Below are 12,918 nucleotides of genomic sequence, written 5' to 3' on the forward strand. Positions count from 1 at the left end.
CTTGTTGTTGTGCGTGGTGATCAGTCGCCGCGTGCGAGGTTCATGACAGAAGGCTTTTCGGCCGTCGCGCTCGCGGCCGGACCCGGCACCCGCTCCCGCCGGCGGGCCGGCCCCCGCCGCTCTTCCGGCGGGGGCCTCCTGGGCGGGCCTCAGGTCCTGACGGTGAAGTGGAGCCAGCTGCTCCATGTGCTCACGTTGGTGTTGTCCTTCGTGCTGCGCTCGTACTTGGAGCGGACCCGGAACTTCTGGTTGAGCGCTTTGGTGGGACTCAGCTGGGTCTTGGCGGTGCTTTTCGACGTCAGCGCGAAGCAGCTCGACGTGGTGAGCGTGTGCCAGGCGCCGCTGTAGTACCGCTGGACCTGGAAGCGCTGGCACTGACCCGCTTTGTTCGGCGTCACGGTCGCGGTCACCTTCGGCTTCACCGTGCGGTGGTAGACGCGGTAGGTGATACCGCTGTACTTGGTGCTCGTGTAGTAGCCGCCGAGCGTCGTCGCGACCTTCGCATAGGCGTTGGCGGCGCGAGTGGCCGTCCCCGGCGCGTAGCAGTCGTCGCCCGCGAAGGACGCCGTGAACGTGGTGTTGCGGGTGATCTTGTAGGTGGCCTTCAGGTTGCCCTTGGCGTCCACTGTCCCGGTCTTGATCAGTGTCTTCTTACCGCCGTTGGGCGTGGCGTAGATCGAGACCTTACGGGTGCTGTACGTCGTGCCCAGGTGCGCGGTGACGGTGGCTGTCGCACCGTACGCATATGAGGACGCGCTCGTGGTGACGGACACGGCCGTCGCCGTGCGGGACACCTGGACGATCGCGGACGCGGTGGCCGGCCGGTGGGAGGCGTCACCCGGATAGCTCACCGTGTAGGTGTTGGCGCCGCCGATGGACGGCGTGTCCTTCACGGAGATCGTGCCGTCGGCGCCCACGGGCACGGTCCACTTCACCGGCGTCTTGGTGTGGGCGGCGTCCGTGCGGGAGACGGTGACCTTCTGGCCGCTGCCGTACGGGGCGTCGCTGAGCCTGCCGCCGAAGGACAGGGCGGCCCCTCGGGGCGCGGCCGCCGGGGCCTTCAACGTCAGGTCCGGGGCGTACGGGGAAATCGTCAGGCTGATGCCGGAGGACGTCGGCTCGTGGGTGGCGTCACCCGCATACGACAGGATGTACGTGAACCATCCGGCACTGCCCGGGGCGTCGGTGACCGTGAACCGGGTGCTGGCCGGGTCGACCGGCACCGACGGAAGCTGCACCGTCTCCTGGGTGACCTCGTTCCTCCTGGCCACTTGGACTGTGGTGCCCTGGGGGAGGCTGCCGAAGCCCAGCTCGGTCAGGAGCGAGCCGGTGAAGACGACCGAGCCCGGGCTCGCCGAGCTGGTGTCCGAGCGGGTGAGGGTGGTCGACAGCTTCTTCACGTGCACCGTCAGCGAGGCCGTCGCGGCCCGGTGCGTCGCGTCACCGGCGTACGACACCCGGTAGGTGTACGCGCCCTCGTCCTGTCGGGTGTCGCTGAGGACGAACGTGCCGTCCTTGCCGACCGCGGTGTCGGGCAGGGCCGTGCCGTCGCGGGTGACCTGGAGCGGCGCCCCGGCCGGCAGGGGGCCCTGGGTGCTGAGCGAGCCGGTGATCGTGTACTGCTGGGTGGGAACCGCGTAGTTCGGGTGCCGCAGGGAGATCTGGGTGTCGGTCAGCTTCGGCGCGCTGAGCACGTTGAGAGTGTGGGCGCCGGAGGAGTCCCGTGTGACGGCGTAGAGCGTCGTGCCGTCGGCTCCCCACTTCAGGCCGTCCGGAGCCACCGTCCCGGACGGGAGGGTGAGGCGGTTCTCGGCAAGGTTGTTCGCCTCGGCGTAGAGGTAGACGGCGGGGATGCCAGCGACGGCGATCGTGCCGTCGGTGTCGACCGCGACCGAGTTCGGGGCGGAGCCCACGCCGCCGGTGAAGTACGAGGAGGGGCCAGCGTCGGCGAGGTCCGAGCTGCGGTAGACCTGGAGGGCGGCCTGCTGCGGGGCGGCGAGCAGCACCTTCGTGCCGTCGCCGGTGACCTGGAGCCCGGTCGCCGTGCCGCCGCGAACGAGGGTGTCGGCCCTGACCGACGCGGTGCCGGAGGAGACGTCGAAGGTGGCCACGTGGCTGAGGTTCTGCTGCGGCTCCTCGGCCGCGAGCACGCCGCCGCCCGTCGCGAGCAGCGGTGCGACCGACCAGTTCGACATGGCGGGCTGGGGGATCGCCGCCGGGGTGGCTGCGGACGGGTCGACCGATCCGATGCCGCCCTGCCCGTCGGCTCTCTTGTATCCGTACCAGACGCGGCCGCCCGCCACGGCGGCGGAGACCGGGGCGCTGCCCGCGCCCGTGGACCAACGGCCGGTCTCGGAGAGAGTCGCCGTGTCGATGGCGGCGATCGCGTCGGCGTCCGCCAGAGCCGCGTACAGCGTGCCGCCGTCGGTGGACAGCGCCATTCCGTTGGCGCCCTGCTCGTCCGCGATGGTGGTGACGGGCGCGCCGGACAGGTCGGTCACCACGATACGGGTCGAGCCGGAGCCCTGGCTGAAGAAGATGCGCTGGTGAGCGGCGTCGACCAGCATGTGCGCATAGCCGGTGAGCGGCAGCGCCGCGGTGCTGTCGGCGAAGGCGGCCGAGCCGGTGAGGCCGACGGTGGTAGTGGTCAGCCCGGCAACGACCACGAAGGCCGTGGCGAGCGACAGTTGCTTGAGGCGCATGGAGCTCCTGTGAAAGAACTGAGACACGCAGGTCGGACAGACTAGCCCTGGCCCAGTGACAGGCCGTCTCGCGCATCCCCTCACGCTCCCTCAGGCCCTCGGCGTCTTCTCCCACCGCTGTGTCGGACGCGGGCCGGGGCGGAAAACCACGGTCGACGACAGCCGCGCGATCCGACGCACACGACCACCCCGAGTGCACCTGCGCCTGCCGTCGGCGGAGGACGTGCGGGCAGCCGTGACGGGCGTGGTGGGCGGGTGCGGGACTAGCCTGGGAAGTACTCGGGCGGCCGTTCGGGCCAAGGAGCTTTCCTGGTGCCGATCTTGCGGTCGGGCGGGCGCGGCACGCGTCCGCGGCCCCTTTTTTCCTCATGAGGTCGAGGCGCCGCACAAGGCCGGCGCTCGCATCAGGCCTTTCGCTCTGTCGGCCGGGTGCCACGTCGCATCGCCGACAGGCGTGTGGACCAGGCAGGAGTGCGGAGATGGCTTGGAACGTGAACGGTACATATCTTGAGAGCTGCAACTGCGACACCGTGTGTCCGTGCACCACCTCAGGCCTGACCGCACCCGCCGACAACGAGCGCTGCCAGGTGACTCTCGCATTCCACGTCGCACGGGGTGAGGTCGACGGCGTGGACGTCTCGGACCACAGCGTCGTTGTCTTCGCCGACGCGCCCCGCGTGATGGCCGACGGCGGCTGGCAGGTCGTGCTGTACATCGACGCTTCGGCCGACGACGGCCAGGCCGACGCTCTGGGCAAGGTCTTCTCCGGGCAGGTGGGCGGACCGATGGCGGCGCTCGTCCCCCTCATCGGCGAGGTCCTCGGCGTCGAACGTGTTTCCATCGGCTTCCACGACGACGGCCGCCGCCACACGGTGCGAGTGGCCGACGCCATCGACATCGAGATCGAGGACCAGGTGGCCCCGCAGTTCGGCGAGGACGGTCCCGTGATGGGGCTGACCGGCATGTTCCACCCCGCGAACAGCACGTTGACGATCGCCCGTTCGACGCGGGCCATCGGCAATGGCGTACACGGCCGCTCATGGGACTTCACCGGGCGCAACGCACACTCGGCGCCCTTCTCATGGTCGGCGTGACCAGGACAACGATCACAGTCCGGCCCGGCGCCCGCTACTCCGGGCTGGTGCTGCTCACGGCGGCCGCGGCTTGGGCATGGGTGGCACTGCGCCGGGGGGACATGGGGTCGCGGACCATGGCCGGGGGTCTGCCCGCCTTCATGGGCATCTGGACGATCATGATGACCGCGATGATGCTGCCGGCCACGGCACCTGTCGCCTCGTTGTACGCGCGGACGGTCCCCGTCCACCGGACGCCACGCATGATCGCGTTCACCACCGGCTACGTGATGGTCTGGGCCGCCGCCGGGCTGCCGGCATACGCCCTGGCCGTCGGCGCTGAGCGCGTCGCAGCCACACATCCCACGGCAGGGACGGCGGCGGCCGCCGCCGTCTTCGCCGTCAACGGTGTCTACCAGCTCACCGCCCTCAAGGATTTCTGCCTCGCCAAGTGCCGCTCACCGATCGGCCTGTTGCTACGCTACGCGTCGTACCGCGGCCCCTCGCGCCATCTACGTGCCGGAGCGCATCACGGCGCGTTCTGCCTGGGATGCTGCTGGTCCCTGATGCTGCTGCTCACAGCGTTCGGTGTGATGAACCTCTGGGCCATGGCGGGCCTGACCGCCATCGTCGCCGCAGAGAAACGCTTGCCTCGGGGACGTCTTGTCGCCCGGGTCGTCGGCCTCACCTCGCTCGCGCTCGCGCTCGCCGTCTTCTGGGTGCCCCTGCTGGCTCCCAACCTCACAGGCAGCGGCATGACCGAGATGGGCCTCCATCACCTGTGACCCGCTCCATTTCCCGGCAACGGGCGCCGGCCATCACGAAAGAGTGGTGGCTATTCCACTTGCGAGTGCCGAGGGCAGTCGGGCCATGATGATCCAATGAGCATGGACACGGACGGCGTGGCTGAGGCGATCGCGCGAGAATTGCAACTGATGAGTCCCAGCGTGCGGGCATCGAGGGCACTTGCGGATCAACTCTTCGATCCGGAATTCACGGAGGTGGGTGCCTCGGGGCGCAGGTGGGACCGTGAGGCGATACTCTCCGCACTGCCGGATATGCAGGGCGCGGACGAGGACGGCCCGAGATATGAACCCACGGGCATGACAGGCACCGTCCTGGCACCCGGGTTGGTGCATCTCACGTTCGAAACCATGCTCGATGGACGGCGAGCGCGGAGAAGCTCGATCTGGCGAAAGCTGGATGACGCCTCTGGTTGGCGGATGTACTACCACCAGGCCACTCCTGTTCCAAGCGAATACGCCTGACAGGCGCCGGCGGGCAGAGCGAATACGCCTGACAGGCGCCGGCGGGCAGCGCGAGAGCCCCGGACCGCGGTCCGGGGCTCCTTTGTCGTCAGCGGGTCTGCGCCCACACCACCAGCAGACCGACCACGGCCGTGCCCGTCCCGTAGCACGCGCCGCGGAGGAACTGGTCGGCCGCGACGCGACGGCGTCGTGAGAACCACCGCGCGACATCGCACATCGCTCGGCCGCAGCGCACCCCTTTGGCGGACAGCCGGCGTCCGACGGCCCCCCGTCGGCCCGGGGGTGTCGCTTTCTCCGTGGAACACCCTGCCCGGGCGGACCGTAATTTCATGGCGGTTACACCTGCCTTTCCTGGCGTCGTGGTTTTTCTCTTTTCTCCGGGCGGCCGGACGTGCTCGCTCGGAGCGCGCCCGGCCCAAGTGGTCGCTATCGGCTCTCCGGTGGGGGCACGCGGGAGAGCGCGTATCACCGTCCGGCAAGGGCCGGGTCCGGGGCCGGGTGGACGGCCTGTGCGGCGCGGATTTGCCGGAAGGTGACCCGGCCGTCGGCGTCGACGCGGGCGCCGTGCACGGCGGGCTCGGGCAGGCTGTTGTAGTGGAAGGGCGTGGAGAAGTAGTAGGCGCCGGTGTCCGGGACGACGACGAGGTCGCCGACGTCGAGGAGGGGCAGCGCACGGTCGCGTGCCAGCAGGTCACCCGCGAAGCAGCACGGGCCCGCGATGTCCTGCGCCACGGGCCGGCCGTGCTTGGCCCGGCCGCCGCGGTCGTGCGCCTCGATCCGCAGGGGCCATGCGTCGGGGGCGAACACGGTCCGTGTGGCCACCTGTGCGCCGGCGTGGGTGATCGCGATGGGACGTCCGCCGACGGTCTTGGTGTACTCGACGTACGCGGCGGTGAACCCGTTCTTGGCCAGCACGGAACGGCCGAACTCGGTGATGATCTCGTACTCGCCCGAGAAGAGGGCCGGCGCGTGCTCGCGCAGGTGGTCCACGTAGGTGTCGAAGCCGGGCGTCGTCTCGTCGCTGTCGAAATTGACCGGCAGCCCTCCCCCGATGTCGATGCCGGTGACCTGCCGGCGGCCGAGGTGGGCGTTGATCTCCTCGGCGAACTCCACCGCCTTCGCGATGCCCCGGGCGATCAGGTCCAGGGGACAGCCCTGCGAGCCGACGTGTGTGTGCACCCAGGTGAGCCAGGGACGGTCCCGGTACGCCTGGAGCAGTCGGCGCCGGTTGCCCTCGTCCTCCAGCGGAATACCGAACTTCGAGGTCGACGTGGCCGTGCTCATGGCGGTGATCGAGCCGGCGCCGATCTGGGGGTTGACGCGCACGCCGATGCGCGAGTCGGAACGGCGGGTCGCCAGGATCTCGTCCAGCCGCGAGAGTTCCTGGAAGCTGTCCGCGTTCACCGCGACCCCCAGGCTCAGTGCCCGGACCAGTTCGGCCCGTGTCTTGGCGGGGGAGTCGAAGACGATGTGTGCCGGTTCGAAGCCCGCCTCCAGCGCCTGGGCGAGTTCGCCGGCACTGGCGACCTCGCAGCCCATGCCGCTCAGGCGCACTTCCTCGAGCACGGGGACCAGGCAGTTCGCCTTGGCCGCGAACGCGTGCAGGACCCGGAGGGAGTCGGGGAACGCGCTCCGCAGGGACGTGACGGTGTCGTTGACGCCGTCGAGGTCGACGAACCCGGCCAGTACGGCCGTCTCGGGTTCCAGGAGCCCCTGCTGTACGGCTGCCCGCAGAATCCGCTCGCGCCGGTCGGCCTTGTCAGAACCATTCATCGTGCACTCTCCCCGAGCCGAGTTCTCGCCGCCACGGCTGCCGTGGGGCGGACCATCAGACTCTCGTCGGAGCGGTGCGGGTGTCTTCGTCGGGAGTCCCGGATTTCCGCCGCGCGGTTCTCACCGGGGAGCGAAGCCGCGGACGTGCCGCAGCCGCCATGGTGCTCGGGCACGAAGAAGCGGCCTCTTCTTCGTGGCGGCGCCCGAATGCTCACGCCTCCCGGCCACCGCGGTCGAGAAGGCGCAGTTGCAGTTGGGCGAGGAGCCGGGCGTCCGGACTGCGGAGATCCAGCCCGGACACCTCGGTGAGCCGGCTGATCCGGTGCCGCAGGCTGTTCGCGTGCACACCCAGCGCCCGCGCGGTGTCCGGCACGTGACCGAAGTGGTCGAGGTAGGCCCGCAGGGTCCGCACCATGGTGCCTCCGCCGTGCGCGGCGTCGAACGCCACCAGGCGTGCCACCGGTGTCTCCGGTGCCGGGGCCGGTCCCGTCAGTGTGTCCAGCATCTGGTTCAGGGCGATCGTCTCGGCCACCTCGCTCGCGAAGGCGACGGTGCGGTGCTCTCCCGTCGAGAGCAGGGCTCTCAGTGCCAGGTCCGCCGTCCGGCGGGACTCGGGCAGGTCCGCCAGGGTTCCGACCACCGTGCCCAGACCGATTCTCGCTTCCGGCCCGAACGCGTCGGCCACCTGCCGGACCAGTGACTTCCCCAGACGTGCGACCTGTTCGACGGCCCGCTGCATGTCCTGGTGCAGCGCGCCCACCACGACCAGGGCCCCCTGGTTCACCGGCACCGCCACCGGCGTGAGGTCGTTCGCGCCGCAGTACACCGCCATCAGGGCGCACAGCCTTACGGTTTCCTCCGCCTTGCAGGAGGCTCCGGGGCGTACCGACAGGACGGCGCAGTTCCCGCGCGCCGGAATGCCGGTGCGTTCGGTCAGCAGGCCGGCGGATCCCCGTCCGTCGAGCAGCGCACGGGCCGCGTCCTCGACCAGCCGGGCGTGCGTGCGGTGCGAGCGGTGGTGCAGCAGGTGCACGGCGGCCACCCGTGCCGCCGACCGCAGTGTGTCGGAGGCGTGTGGCGGGAGGTCGCCGCCCGCGGCCGCCACCCAGATCGACCCCAGGATCTCTCCGCCTGCCCGGACGGCCACCACCAGACGTTCGGGATTCTCCCCGTGCGCCGGCCGGTGGATGACGTCCCCCGAGCCCCACAACGCGCGAAAGAACCCGGCCTCCCGCATGGCGGCCACGCGCCACTCCGGCACGCGGCGGCCGAGGATGGTCAGCCGGCGTAACTCGTCCACGTCCTCCTTCGTGGACGAGTACGCCAGGACCCGGGACTCCACGTCCTCGATCGTCACCGCGCCGCTGACCAGGACCGCCACCGCGTCGGCCAGCCCGTTCAGGTCGCCCGGCGTCACAGCCGGATCGGCGGGGACTCCGGACAGGACCAGACCGGCCCGCAGCGCGCCGATCAACTCGACCCAGCCGCACCACGCCGTCCGAAAGAGCACCGCCGTACCGGCCTCCTCGGCGGCCGCCCGCAGCGCGTCCGGGGGCCGCCCCGACCTGCCCGGCCCGAAGACCAGCGCGGCCGCTCCCGAGCCGGCGGCATCGCGCACGACGTCGACGGCGGCGGCCGACCGCGGATCCATGCCCACTGCCAGCAGCACCTGCCCCCGCGGCAGCCCCGAGTCCAGCGGGTCCAGCACCGTGATTCCCTCGACCACGCCCCCCAGGCCCCGCGGGGCCGTGCACAGCTCCAGCGCACCGGCTCCCATGACCGACAGCAGTCTTTCCAGCGTCGGCCCCGCCGCGGCGGCGTCTCCCTGCCCGGCCGTCCCGTTCAGCAGCATCAGGCCCCCCTCATGTCGATGCGCCGTGTGACGGTGAGTGTAGGAGGAGTCACAGAAAGGACGCGAGGCGTGTGCACGCGAGCCGGCCACCCGCCCCGCGCCCGGGCCGTCGGGCCATGACAGCCCCGGGCTCTTCCTCCCGTTCACCGGCGCGGGGCGGCGCCACCGTCAGGGCGGTCCGGCCGCCGCCGCTTCCATTGCCCGGCAACGGAAGCGTTGTGCCGTGGTGCGCCGCGTCCCCGGCCCGGGGCGGTGCGTCTTGCGGGCAGCGCGCGGTTTGCGGAAGGGGGGTCGGGCTTCAGGGCGGCGGCCCGTACCGCCGTCGCGGCTCGCGCCCGTACTCCCCGTCACGAGTTGCAGCGGAACGTCGGCGTCCGGGCGAAGGGCGTATCAAGGCGGCATCAAGTGCGTGTAAAGACTGCCGGGAGCAGGCAATGTGCTGTCACCCGATCGCATGGCAATATGCGGGCGGGGGAGATCGTCGAGTGAAAGCGCGGCCCAGATGAACTGGTTTGTGGGTCTCGGTATCGCTGGACTGGTCCTGCTGGTGCTCTCGCTGATCTTCGACGGGATCCTGGAAGGCCTGTTCGGCGGGGTGCTGGACGGGTTGTTCGACGGGCTGCTGTCGCTGCCGGTCATCGCCGGATTCGTGTCCATGCTCGGCTTCGGCGGGGCGATCGCGCTCGGCACCACCGGTCTGGGCGTCACGGGGGCAACGGCGATCGGCGTGGTGGCGGGCGTCGCCACGGGCTGGTTGACGTGGAAACTCAGCCGCGTCCTGATGCGGGAGCAGGGCGCTGCCGCTCCGCGGGGCGACGATCTCGTCGGCGGCTCCGGTTCCGTGGTGACCGCTATTCCGGCCGAGGGGTACGGCGAGGTGCTGGTGTATCTCGCCGGGCAGCCGCTGAAGCTGGCCGCGAAGTGTTCGGTGCCGGTGGCGCGGGGTGCCGAGGTCTGGGTGGAGTCCGTGCTGTCCGCGACCTCGGTCGCGGTCCGGCCGGTCGAAGACTGACCGTCGAAGTCGCGCCACACCACGAGGCCCGCACGCCCGCCCCTTCGCCTTCCTTCGCTTCCTTCCGCGTCCGTTCCTGATCCGTTCCGATTCGCCGTCCCCCGGGGAGGGCTGAGGGGATTCCACACATGAGCCCTGTACTGATTGCCGTGACAGGAGTCGTCGTACTCCTGGTCCTGCTGGCCCTCGTGGTCGTCACCCGCTACAAGGTCGCGGGTCCCAGCGAGGCGTTCATCGTCACCGGACGGCGCGGCAAGAAGTCCACGGACCCCGAGACCGGCCGCGTCTCCATCGACAACAGCGGCCAGAAGGTCGTGGTCGGCGGCGGTGTCTTCGTCGTGCCCTTCGTCCAGCAGAAGTTCAGCCTCGACCTGTCCAGCCGGCACATTCCGGTGGCCGTCCGGGGCGCGGTCACGCTGCGCGGGGTGAAGGCCAACCTGGAGGGCGTCGCCATCGTCAAGGTCGGCGGCACCGAGGACTCGATCCGCGCCGCGGCCCAGCGCTTCCTGCAGCAGCAGGACGGCATCGTCGGGTTCACCCAGGAGGTGCTGTCCGGCGCGCTGCGCTCCATCGTCGGGCGGATGTCCGTCGAGGACATCATCCGGGACCGGGCCGCCTTCGCCGGGCAGGTCGCGGAGGAGGCCGAGGCCAGCCTGTCCGGGCAGGGGCTGGTGCTGGACGCCTTCCAGATCCAGGACATCACCACCGAGGGCTCCTACCTGGAGGACCTCGGCCGGCCTGAGGCCGCCCGCGCCAAGCAGGAGGCCGACATCGCCGAGGCCGTCGCCCGGCGTGCTTCCGAGCAGGCCCGCCTCAAGGCGGAGGAGGAGATCGCGATCGCCCAGCGCACCTTTGCCCTGAAGCAGGCCGAGATCAAGGCCGAGACGGACGAGGCCGCCGCCCGCGCCAACGCCGCCGGCCCGCTCGCCGAGGCCGCCCGGCGGCAGGAAGTCCTGCAGGAGCAGGAGAAGGTCGCCGTCCGGCAGGCCGCGCTGACCGACCGCGAACTGGACACCCAGGTCCGCAAGCCCGCCGACGCCGACCGTTACCGGGCCGAGCAGGAGGCGGAGGCCCACCGCATCGCCCTGGTCAAGGAGGCCGAAGCGGCCGCCGAGCGGGCACGGCTCACCGGTGAGGGCGAGAAGGCCCACCGTGCGGCGCTCGCCGAGGCCGTCCGTATCGAAGGTGACTCCGAAGCGGCCGCGATCGCCGCGAAGGGCGCGGCGGAGGCCGACGCCATGCACAAGAAGGCCGACGCGTTCGAACGGTACGGCGACGCGGCGGTGCTCCAGATGCTGGTGGAGGTGCTGCCGCAGGTTGTCGCCAAGGCGGCCGAGCCGCTGTCGGCCGTGGACAAGCTGACCGTCATCTCCACGGACGGCGCCGGCCAACTCCCGCGCACCGTCGCAGACAACGTCGCCCAGGGCATGGAACTCCTCAGCTCCACCACCGGCGTCGACCTCGCCCAGCTCCTCCAGGGCCTCGCGGGACGCGGCACGACGAAGACCCCGGCACAGGTCGAATCCTCGACCCCGGCGTCGGCCGAACCGTCCCAAGGCAAGATCGACATCACCGAATAGAGCACAGAAGGCGGTGACACCGCTGACCACGGAGCCCGGACGCCCGAGTGGCGCCCGGGCTCCGCTGTTTCGCCGCTGTCGCCATCTCCAACGTTCTCCCCTCCTCTGCGACGAACTCCCGTCGTCGCACGGCGGAGGCGACAGCTCCGGAGGTCGGTCATCCCTCCCCGTCCGCCTCCTTCAGGCGCAGTGCGGAGATCAGGAAGAAGACGCCTCCCAGGAACGCGTAGCCCGCGAGGCTTCCCAGGGAGGCGTTCCCCCCGCCGGCCTGGGCGATGAACGACGCGCCCGCGACGGTGGAGATGCCCCCGCTCGTGATCATCGGCCACTGGCCTCCCAGCCGGCGGCGGACCGCCCCCACGACGAGTTGCACGAGTCCCGCGGTGATCGCCCAGAGACCCCACACCCGCAGGACGGCCGGGATTCCGGACGTGGCGGCGACCGCCAGGCCCATGCCCGCCAGCGTGCTGATCACGATGTTCGTGTACAGGCCGGTGGCCGCGCCGCCGTTCGCCCTCGCGGTACGGACGTCGACGACCGCGGCGGCCACATCGAACAGGGGGTAGATCACCAGCAGCGTCACGCTCAGCGGGCCCAGCGTCGAGGCCGTCGCGAACAGCAGAGCGGCCCATACGGCCGCGAAGGCGAAGCGGACGAAGTAAAGCTTGCGCAGGGCCAGGGGAGCGGTGGTGGTGCGGGCTTCCAGGGTGTCCAGGGTCTTCACGTGCGTGCCTTTCATGAGGGAGAACGTTCGTTCTTGTTCCTACTCAAGGCGACTGGCGGCGTCACTGTCAAGACCGAACGTTCTCCCTCATCGGCTTGGTACGCTGATCCGCATGAGTCGGAGCACAGCAGGCGGCAGCACCTCGGAAGCGCGGTCGCGGCTGCTCAGCAAGGCGACCGAGATCTTCTACGCGGAGGGGATCCACTCCGTCGGCATCGACCGGATCACCTCGGAGGCGCAGGTGACCCGGGCCACGCTGTACCGGCACTTCTCCGGCAAGGAAGACCTCATCCTCGCCTACCTCGACCAGGCCGACCGGGCGATCCGGGGGCAGGTGGACGCCGCCGCCCGGGCGAGCGGACGATCGGCGGCCGATCGGGTCCGTGACGTCGGCCGGTGCATCGTGGAGGGCATCGCGTCCCCCGGTTTCCGCGGCTGCGCGTTCCTCAACGCGGTGGCCGAGTATCCCGATCCCGACCACCCCGTCCACCGGGCGGTACTCGCCCACCGGCAGTGGTTCCTGGACACCGTCACCGACCTGCTCGCGCAGACCGGCGACGCGCCGGCCGACGCCGCAGGCCGGCAGTTCGTCATGCTCAGGGACGGCGCGATGGCGGCCGGCTGCCTCTTCGATCCGCGACTGATCTCCGAGACGTTCCTGGACGGCGTCGAGGGAATCCTGCGGGCCCGCACCGCCCCCGAGTCCGCGTCGGGCCCGGCCGCCCCTCCCGCCACCGGGACGAGCGTCTGAGGGTTCACGCCTCGCGTCCGCCTCCGGCCGGCTCGAGCGGGCCGAGCGGGCCACTGAATTGAAACCGTTCAATCGGCCGACGCCGCGCGGCGCGCCGGTCCCGCTCCGCGTCACGGCCGGGCACAGGCCGCTTGCGAAAGTGTTCGCACACCGATTGACCTACACTCCGCCCGCCCGTACGTT

10 protein-coding genes are annotated in these 12,918 nt (G+C 70.7%); 6 read left to right on the forward strand and 4 right to left on the reverse strand.

From position 1 onward, the window contains the following. Nucleotides 1-149: 149 nt before the first annotated feature. Complete coding sequence (locus ACIOWN_RS09795; protein WP_362350409.1) at nucleotides 150-2,702, reverse strand: hypothetical protein; 2,553 nt, start codon at nucleotides 2,700-2,702, stop codon at nucleotides 150-152. Nucleotides 2,703-3,181: 479 nt separating this feature from the next. Between ACIOWN_RS09795 and ACIOWN_RS09800 the strand changes: the two genes are divergently transcribed. The 3 genes from ACIOWN_RS09800 to ACIOWN_RS09810 all read left to right on the forward strand — a co-directional run bounded on the left by ACIOWN_RS09800 (nucleotide 3,182) and on the right by ACIOWN_RS09810 (nucleotide 5,043). Then, nucleotides 3,182-3,796: a DUF1326 domain-containing protein gene (locus ACIOWN_RS09800; protein WP_362350411.1), complete on the forward strand. Its 615-nt coding sequence runs from the start codon at nucleotides 3,182-3,184 to the stop codon at nucleotides 3,794-3,796. Then, nucleotides 3,793-4,560 (forward strand): DUF2182 domain-containing protein, encoded by a 768-nt coding sequence (locus ACIOWN_RS09805; protein WP_362350414.1) that lies wholly within the window; start codon nucleotides 3,793-3,795, stop codon nucleotides 4,558-4,560. The genes ACIOWN_RS09800 and ACIOWN_RS09805 overlap by 4 nt, the downstream gene beginning before the upstream one ends. A gap of 96 nt (nucleotides 4,561-4,656) precedes the next feature. Beyond that, the gene (locus tag ACIOWN_RS09810; protein ID WP_362350417.1) at nucleotides 4,657-5,043 is read left to right on the forward strand and encodes a nuclear transport factor 2 family protein; all 387 of its coding nucleotides are present in this window, start codon (nucleotides 4,657-4,659) and stop codon (nucleotides 5,041-5,043) included. 465 nt (nucleotides 5,044-5,508) lie between these two features. Here ACIOWN_RS09810 and ACIOWN_RS09815 read toward each other — a convergent pair whose 3' ends face one another. Both ACIOWN_RS09815 and ACIOWN_RS09820 read right to left on the reverse strand, forming a co-directional pair. Continuing rightward, complete coding sequence (locus tag ACIOWN_RS09815) at nucleotides 5,509-6,816, reverse strand: diaminopimelate decarboxylase (protein ID WP_362350419.1); 1,308 nt, start codon at nucleotides 6,814-6,816, stop codon at nucleotides 5,509-5,511. Between the two features lie 211 nt (nucleotides 6,817-7,027). Beyond that, nucleotides 7,028-8,668 carry a helix-turn-helix domain-containing protein gene (locus ACIOWN_RS09820; RefSeq protein WP_362350422.1) on the reverse strand — a complete coding sequence of 547 codons (1,641 nt, stop codon included), beginning with the start codon at nucleotides 8,666-8,668 and terminating at the stop codon, nucleotides 7,028-7,030. 502 nt (nucleotides 8,669-9,170) lie between these two features. On the opposite strand from ACIOWN_RS09820, the gene ACIOWN_RS09825 reads away from it, so the two are divergent. Then, nucleotides 9,171-9,680: a hypothetical protein gene (locus tag ACIOWN_RS09825; RefSeq protein WP_362350425.1), complete on the forward strand. Its 510-nt coding sequence runs from the start codon at nucleotides 9,171-9,173 to the stop codon at nucleotides 9,678-9,680. A gap of 128 nt (nucleotides 9,681-9,808) precedes the next feature. Continuing rightward, on the forward strand, nucleotides 9,809-11,260 hold the full coding sequence (locus tag ACIOWN_RS09830) for an SPFH domain-containing protein (RefSeq protein ID WP_362350428.1): 1,452 nt from the start codon (nucleotides 9,809-9,811) through the stop codon (nucleotides 11,258-11,260). Nucleotides 11,261-11,417: 157 nt separating this feature from the next. On the opposite strand, the gene ACIOWN_RS09835 is transcribed toward ACIOWN_RS09830, so the two are convergent. Continuing rightward, nucleotides 11,418-11,999: a hypothetical protein gene (locus ACIOWN_RS09835; protein ID WP_401981418.1), complete on the reverse strand. Its 582-nt coding sequence runs from the start codon at nucleotides 11,997-11,999 to the stop codon at nucleotides 11,418-11,420. A 97-nt stretch (nucleotides 12,000-12,096) separates the two neighbouring features. Here ACIOWN_RS09835 and ACIOWN_RS09840 point away from each other — a divergent pair, with 97 nt between their 5' ends. Next, nucleotides 12,097-12,735, forward strand: coding sequence for a TetR/AcrR family transcriptional regulator (locus ACIOWN_RS09840; RefSeq protein ID WP_362350434.1), 639 nt, complete (start codon nucleotides 12,097-12,099; stop codon nucleotides 12,733-12,735). Nucleotides 12,736-12,918: the final 183 nt, after the last annotated feature.

It is taken from the genome of Streptomyces sp. NPDC087787, from assembly GCF_044743035.1.
Taxonomy (GTDB): Bacteria; Actinomycetota; Actinomycetes; order Streptomycetales; family Streptomycetaceae; genus Streptomyces.

Bases quoted from the DNA above. Each gene is read 5' to 3' on its own strand.
- ACIOWN_RS09795 (WP_362350409.1), bottom strand. From the start codon at position 2,702: ATGCGCCTCAAGCAACTGTCGCTCGCCACGGCCTTCGTGGTCGTTGCC.
- ACIOWN_RS09800 (WP_362350411.1), top strand. From the start codon at position 3,182: ATGGCTTGGAACGTGAACGGTACATATCTTGAGAGCTGCAACTGCGAC.
- ACIOWN_RS09810 (WP_362350417.1), top strand. From the start codon at position 4,657: ATGAGCATGGACACGGACGGCGTGGCTGAGGCGATCGCGCGAGAATTG.
- ACIOWN_RS09815 (WP_362350419.1), bottom strand. From the start codon at position 6,816: ATGAATGGTTCTGACAAGGCCGACCGGCGCGAGCGGATTCTGCGGGCA.
- ACIOWN_RS09820 (WP_362350422.1), bottom strand. From the start codon at position 8,668: ATGCTGCTGAACGGGACGGCCGGGCAGGGAGACGCCGCCGCGGCGGGG.
- ACIOWN_RS09825 (WP_362350425.1), top strand. From the start codon at position 9,171: ATGAACTGGTTTGTGGGTCTCGGTATCGCTGGACTGGTCCTGCTGGTG.
- ACIOWN_RS09830 (WP_362350428.1), top strand. From the start codon at position 9,809: ATGAGCCCTGTACTGATTGCCGTGACAGGAGTCGTCGTACTCCTGGTC.
- ACIOWN_RS09835 (WP_401981418.1), bottom strand. From the start codon at position 11,999: ATGAAAGGCACGCACGTGAAGACCCTGGACACCCTGGAAGCCCGCACC.
- ACIOWN_RS09840 (WP_362350434.1), top strand. From the start codon at position 12,097: ATGAGTCGGAGCACAGCAGGCGGCAGCACCTCGGAAGCGCGGTCGCGG.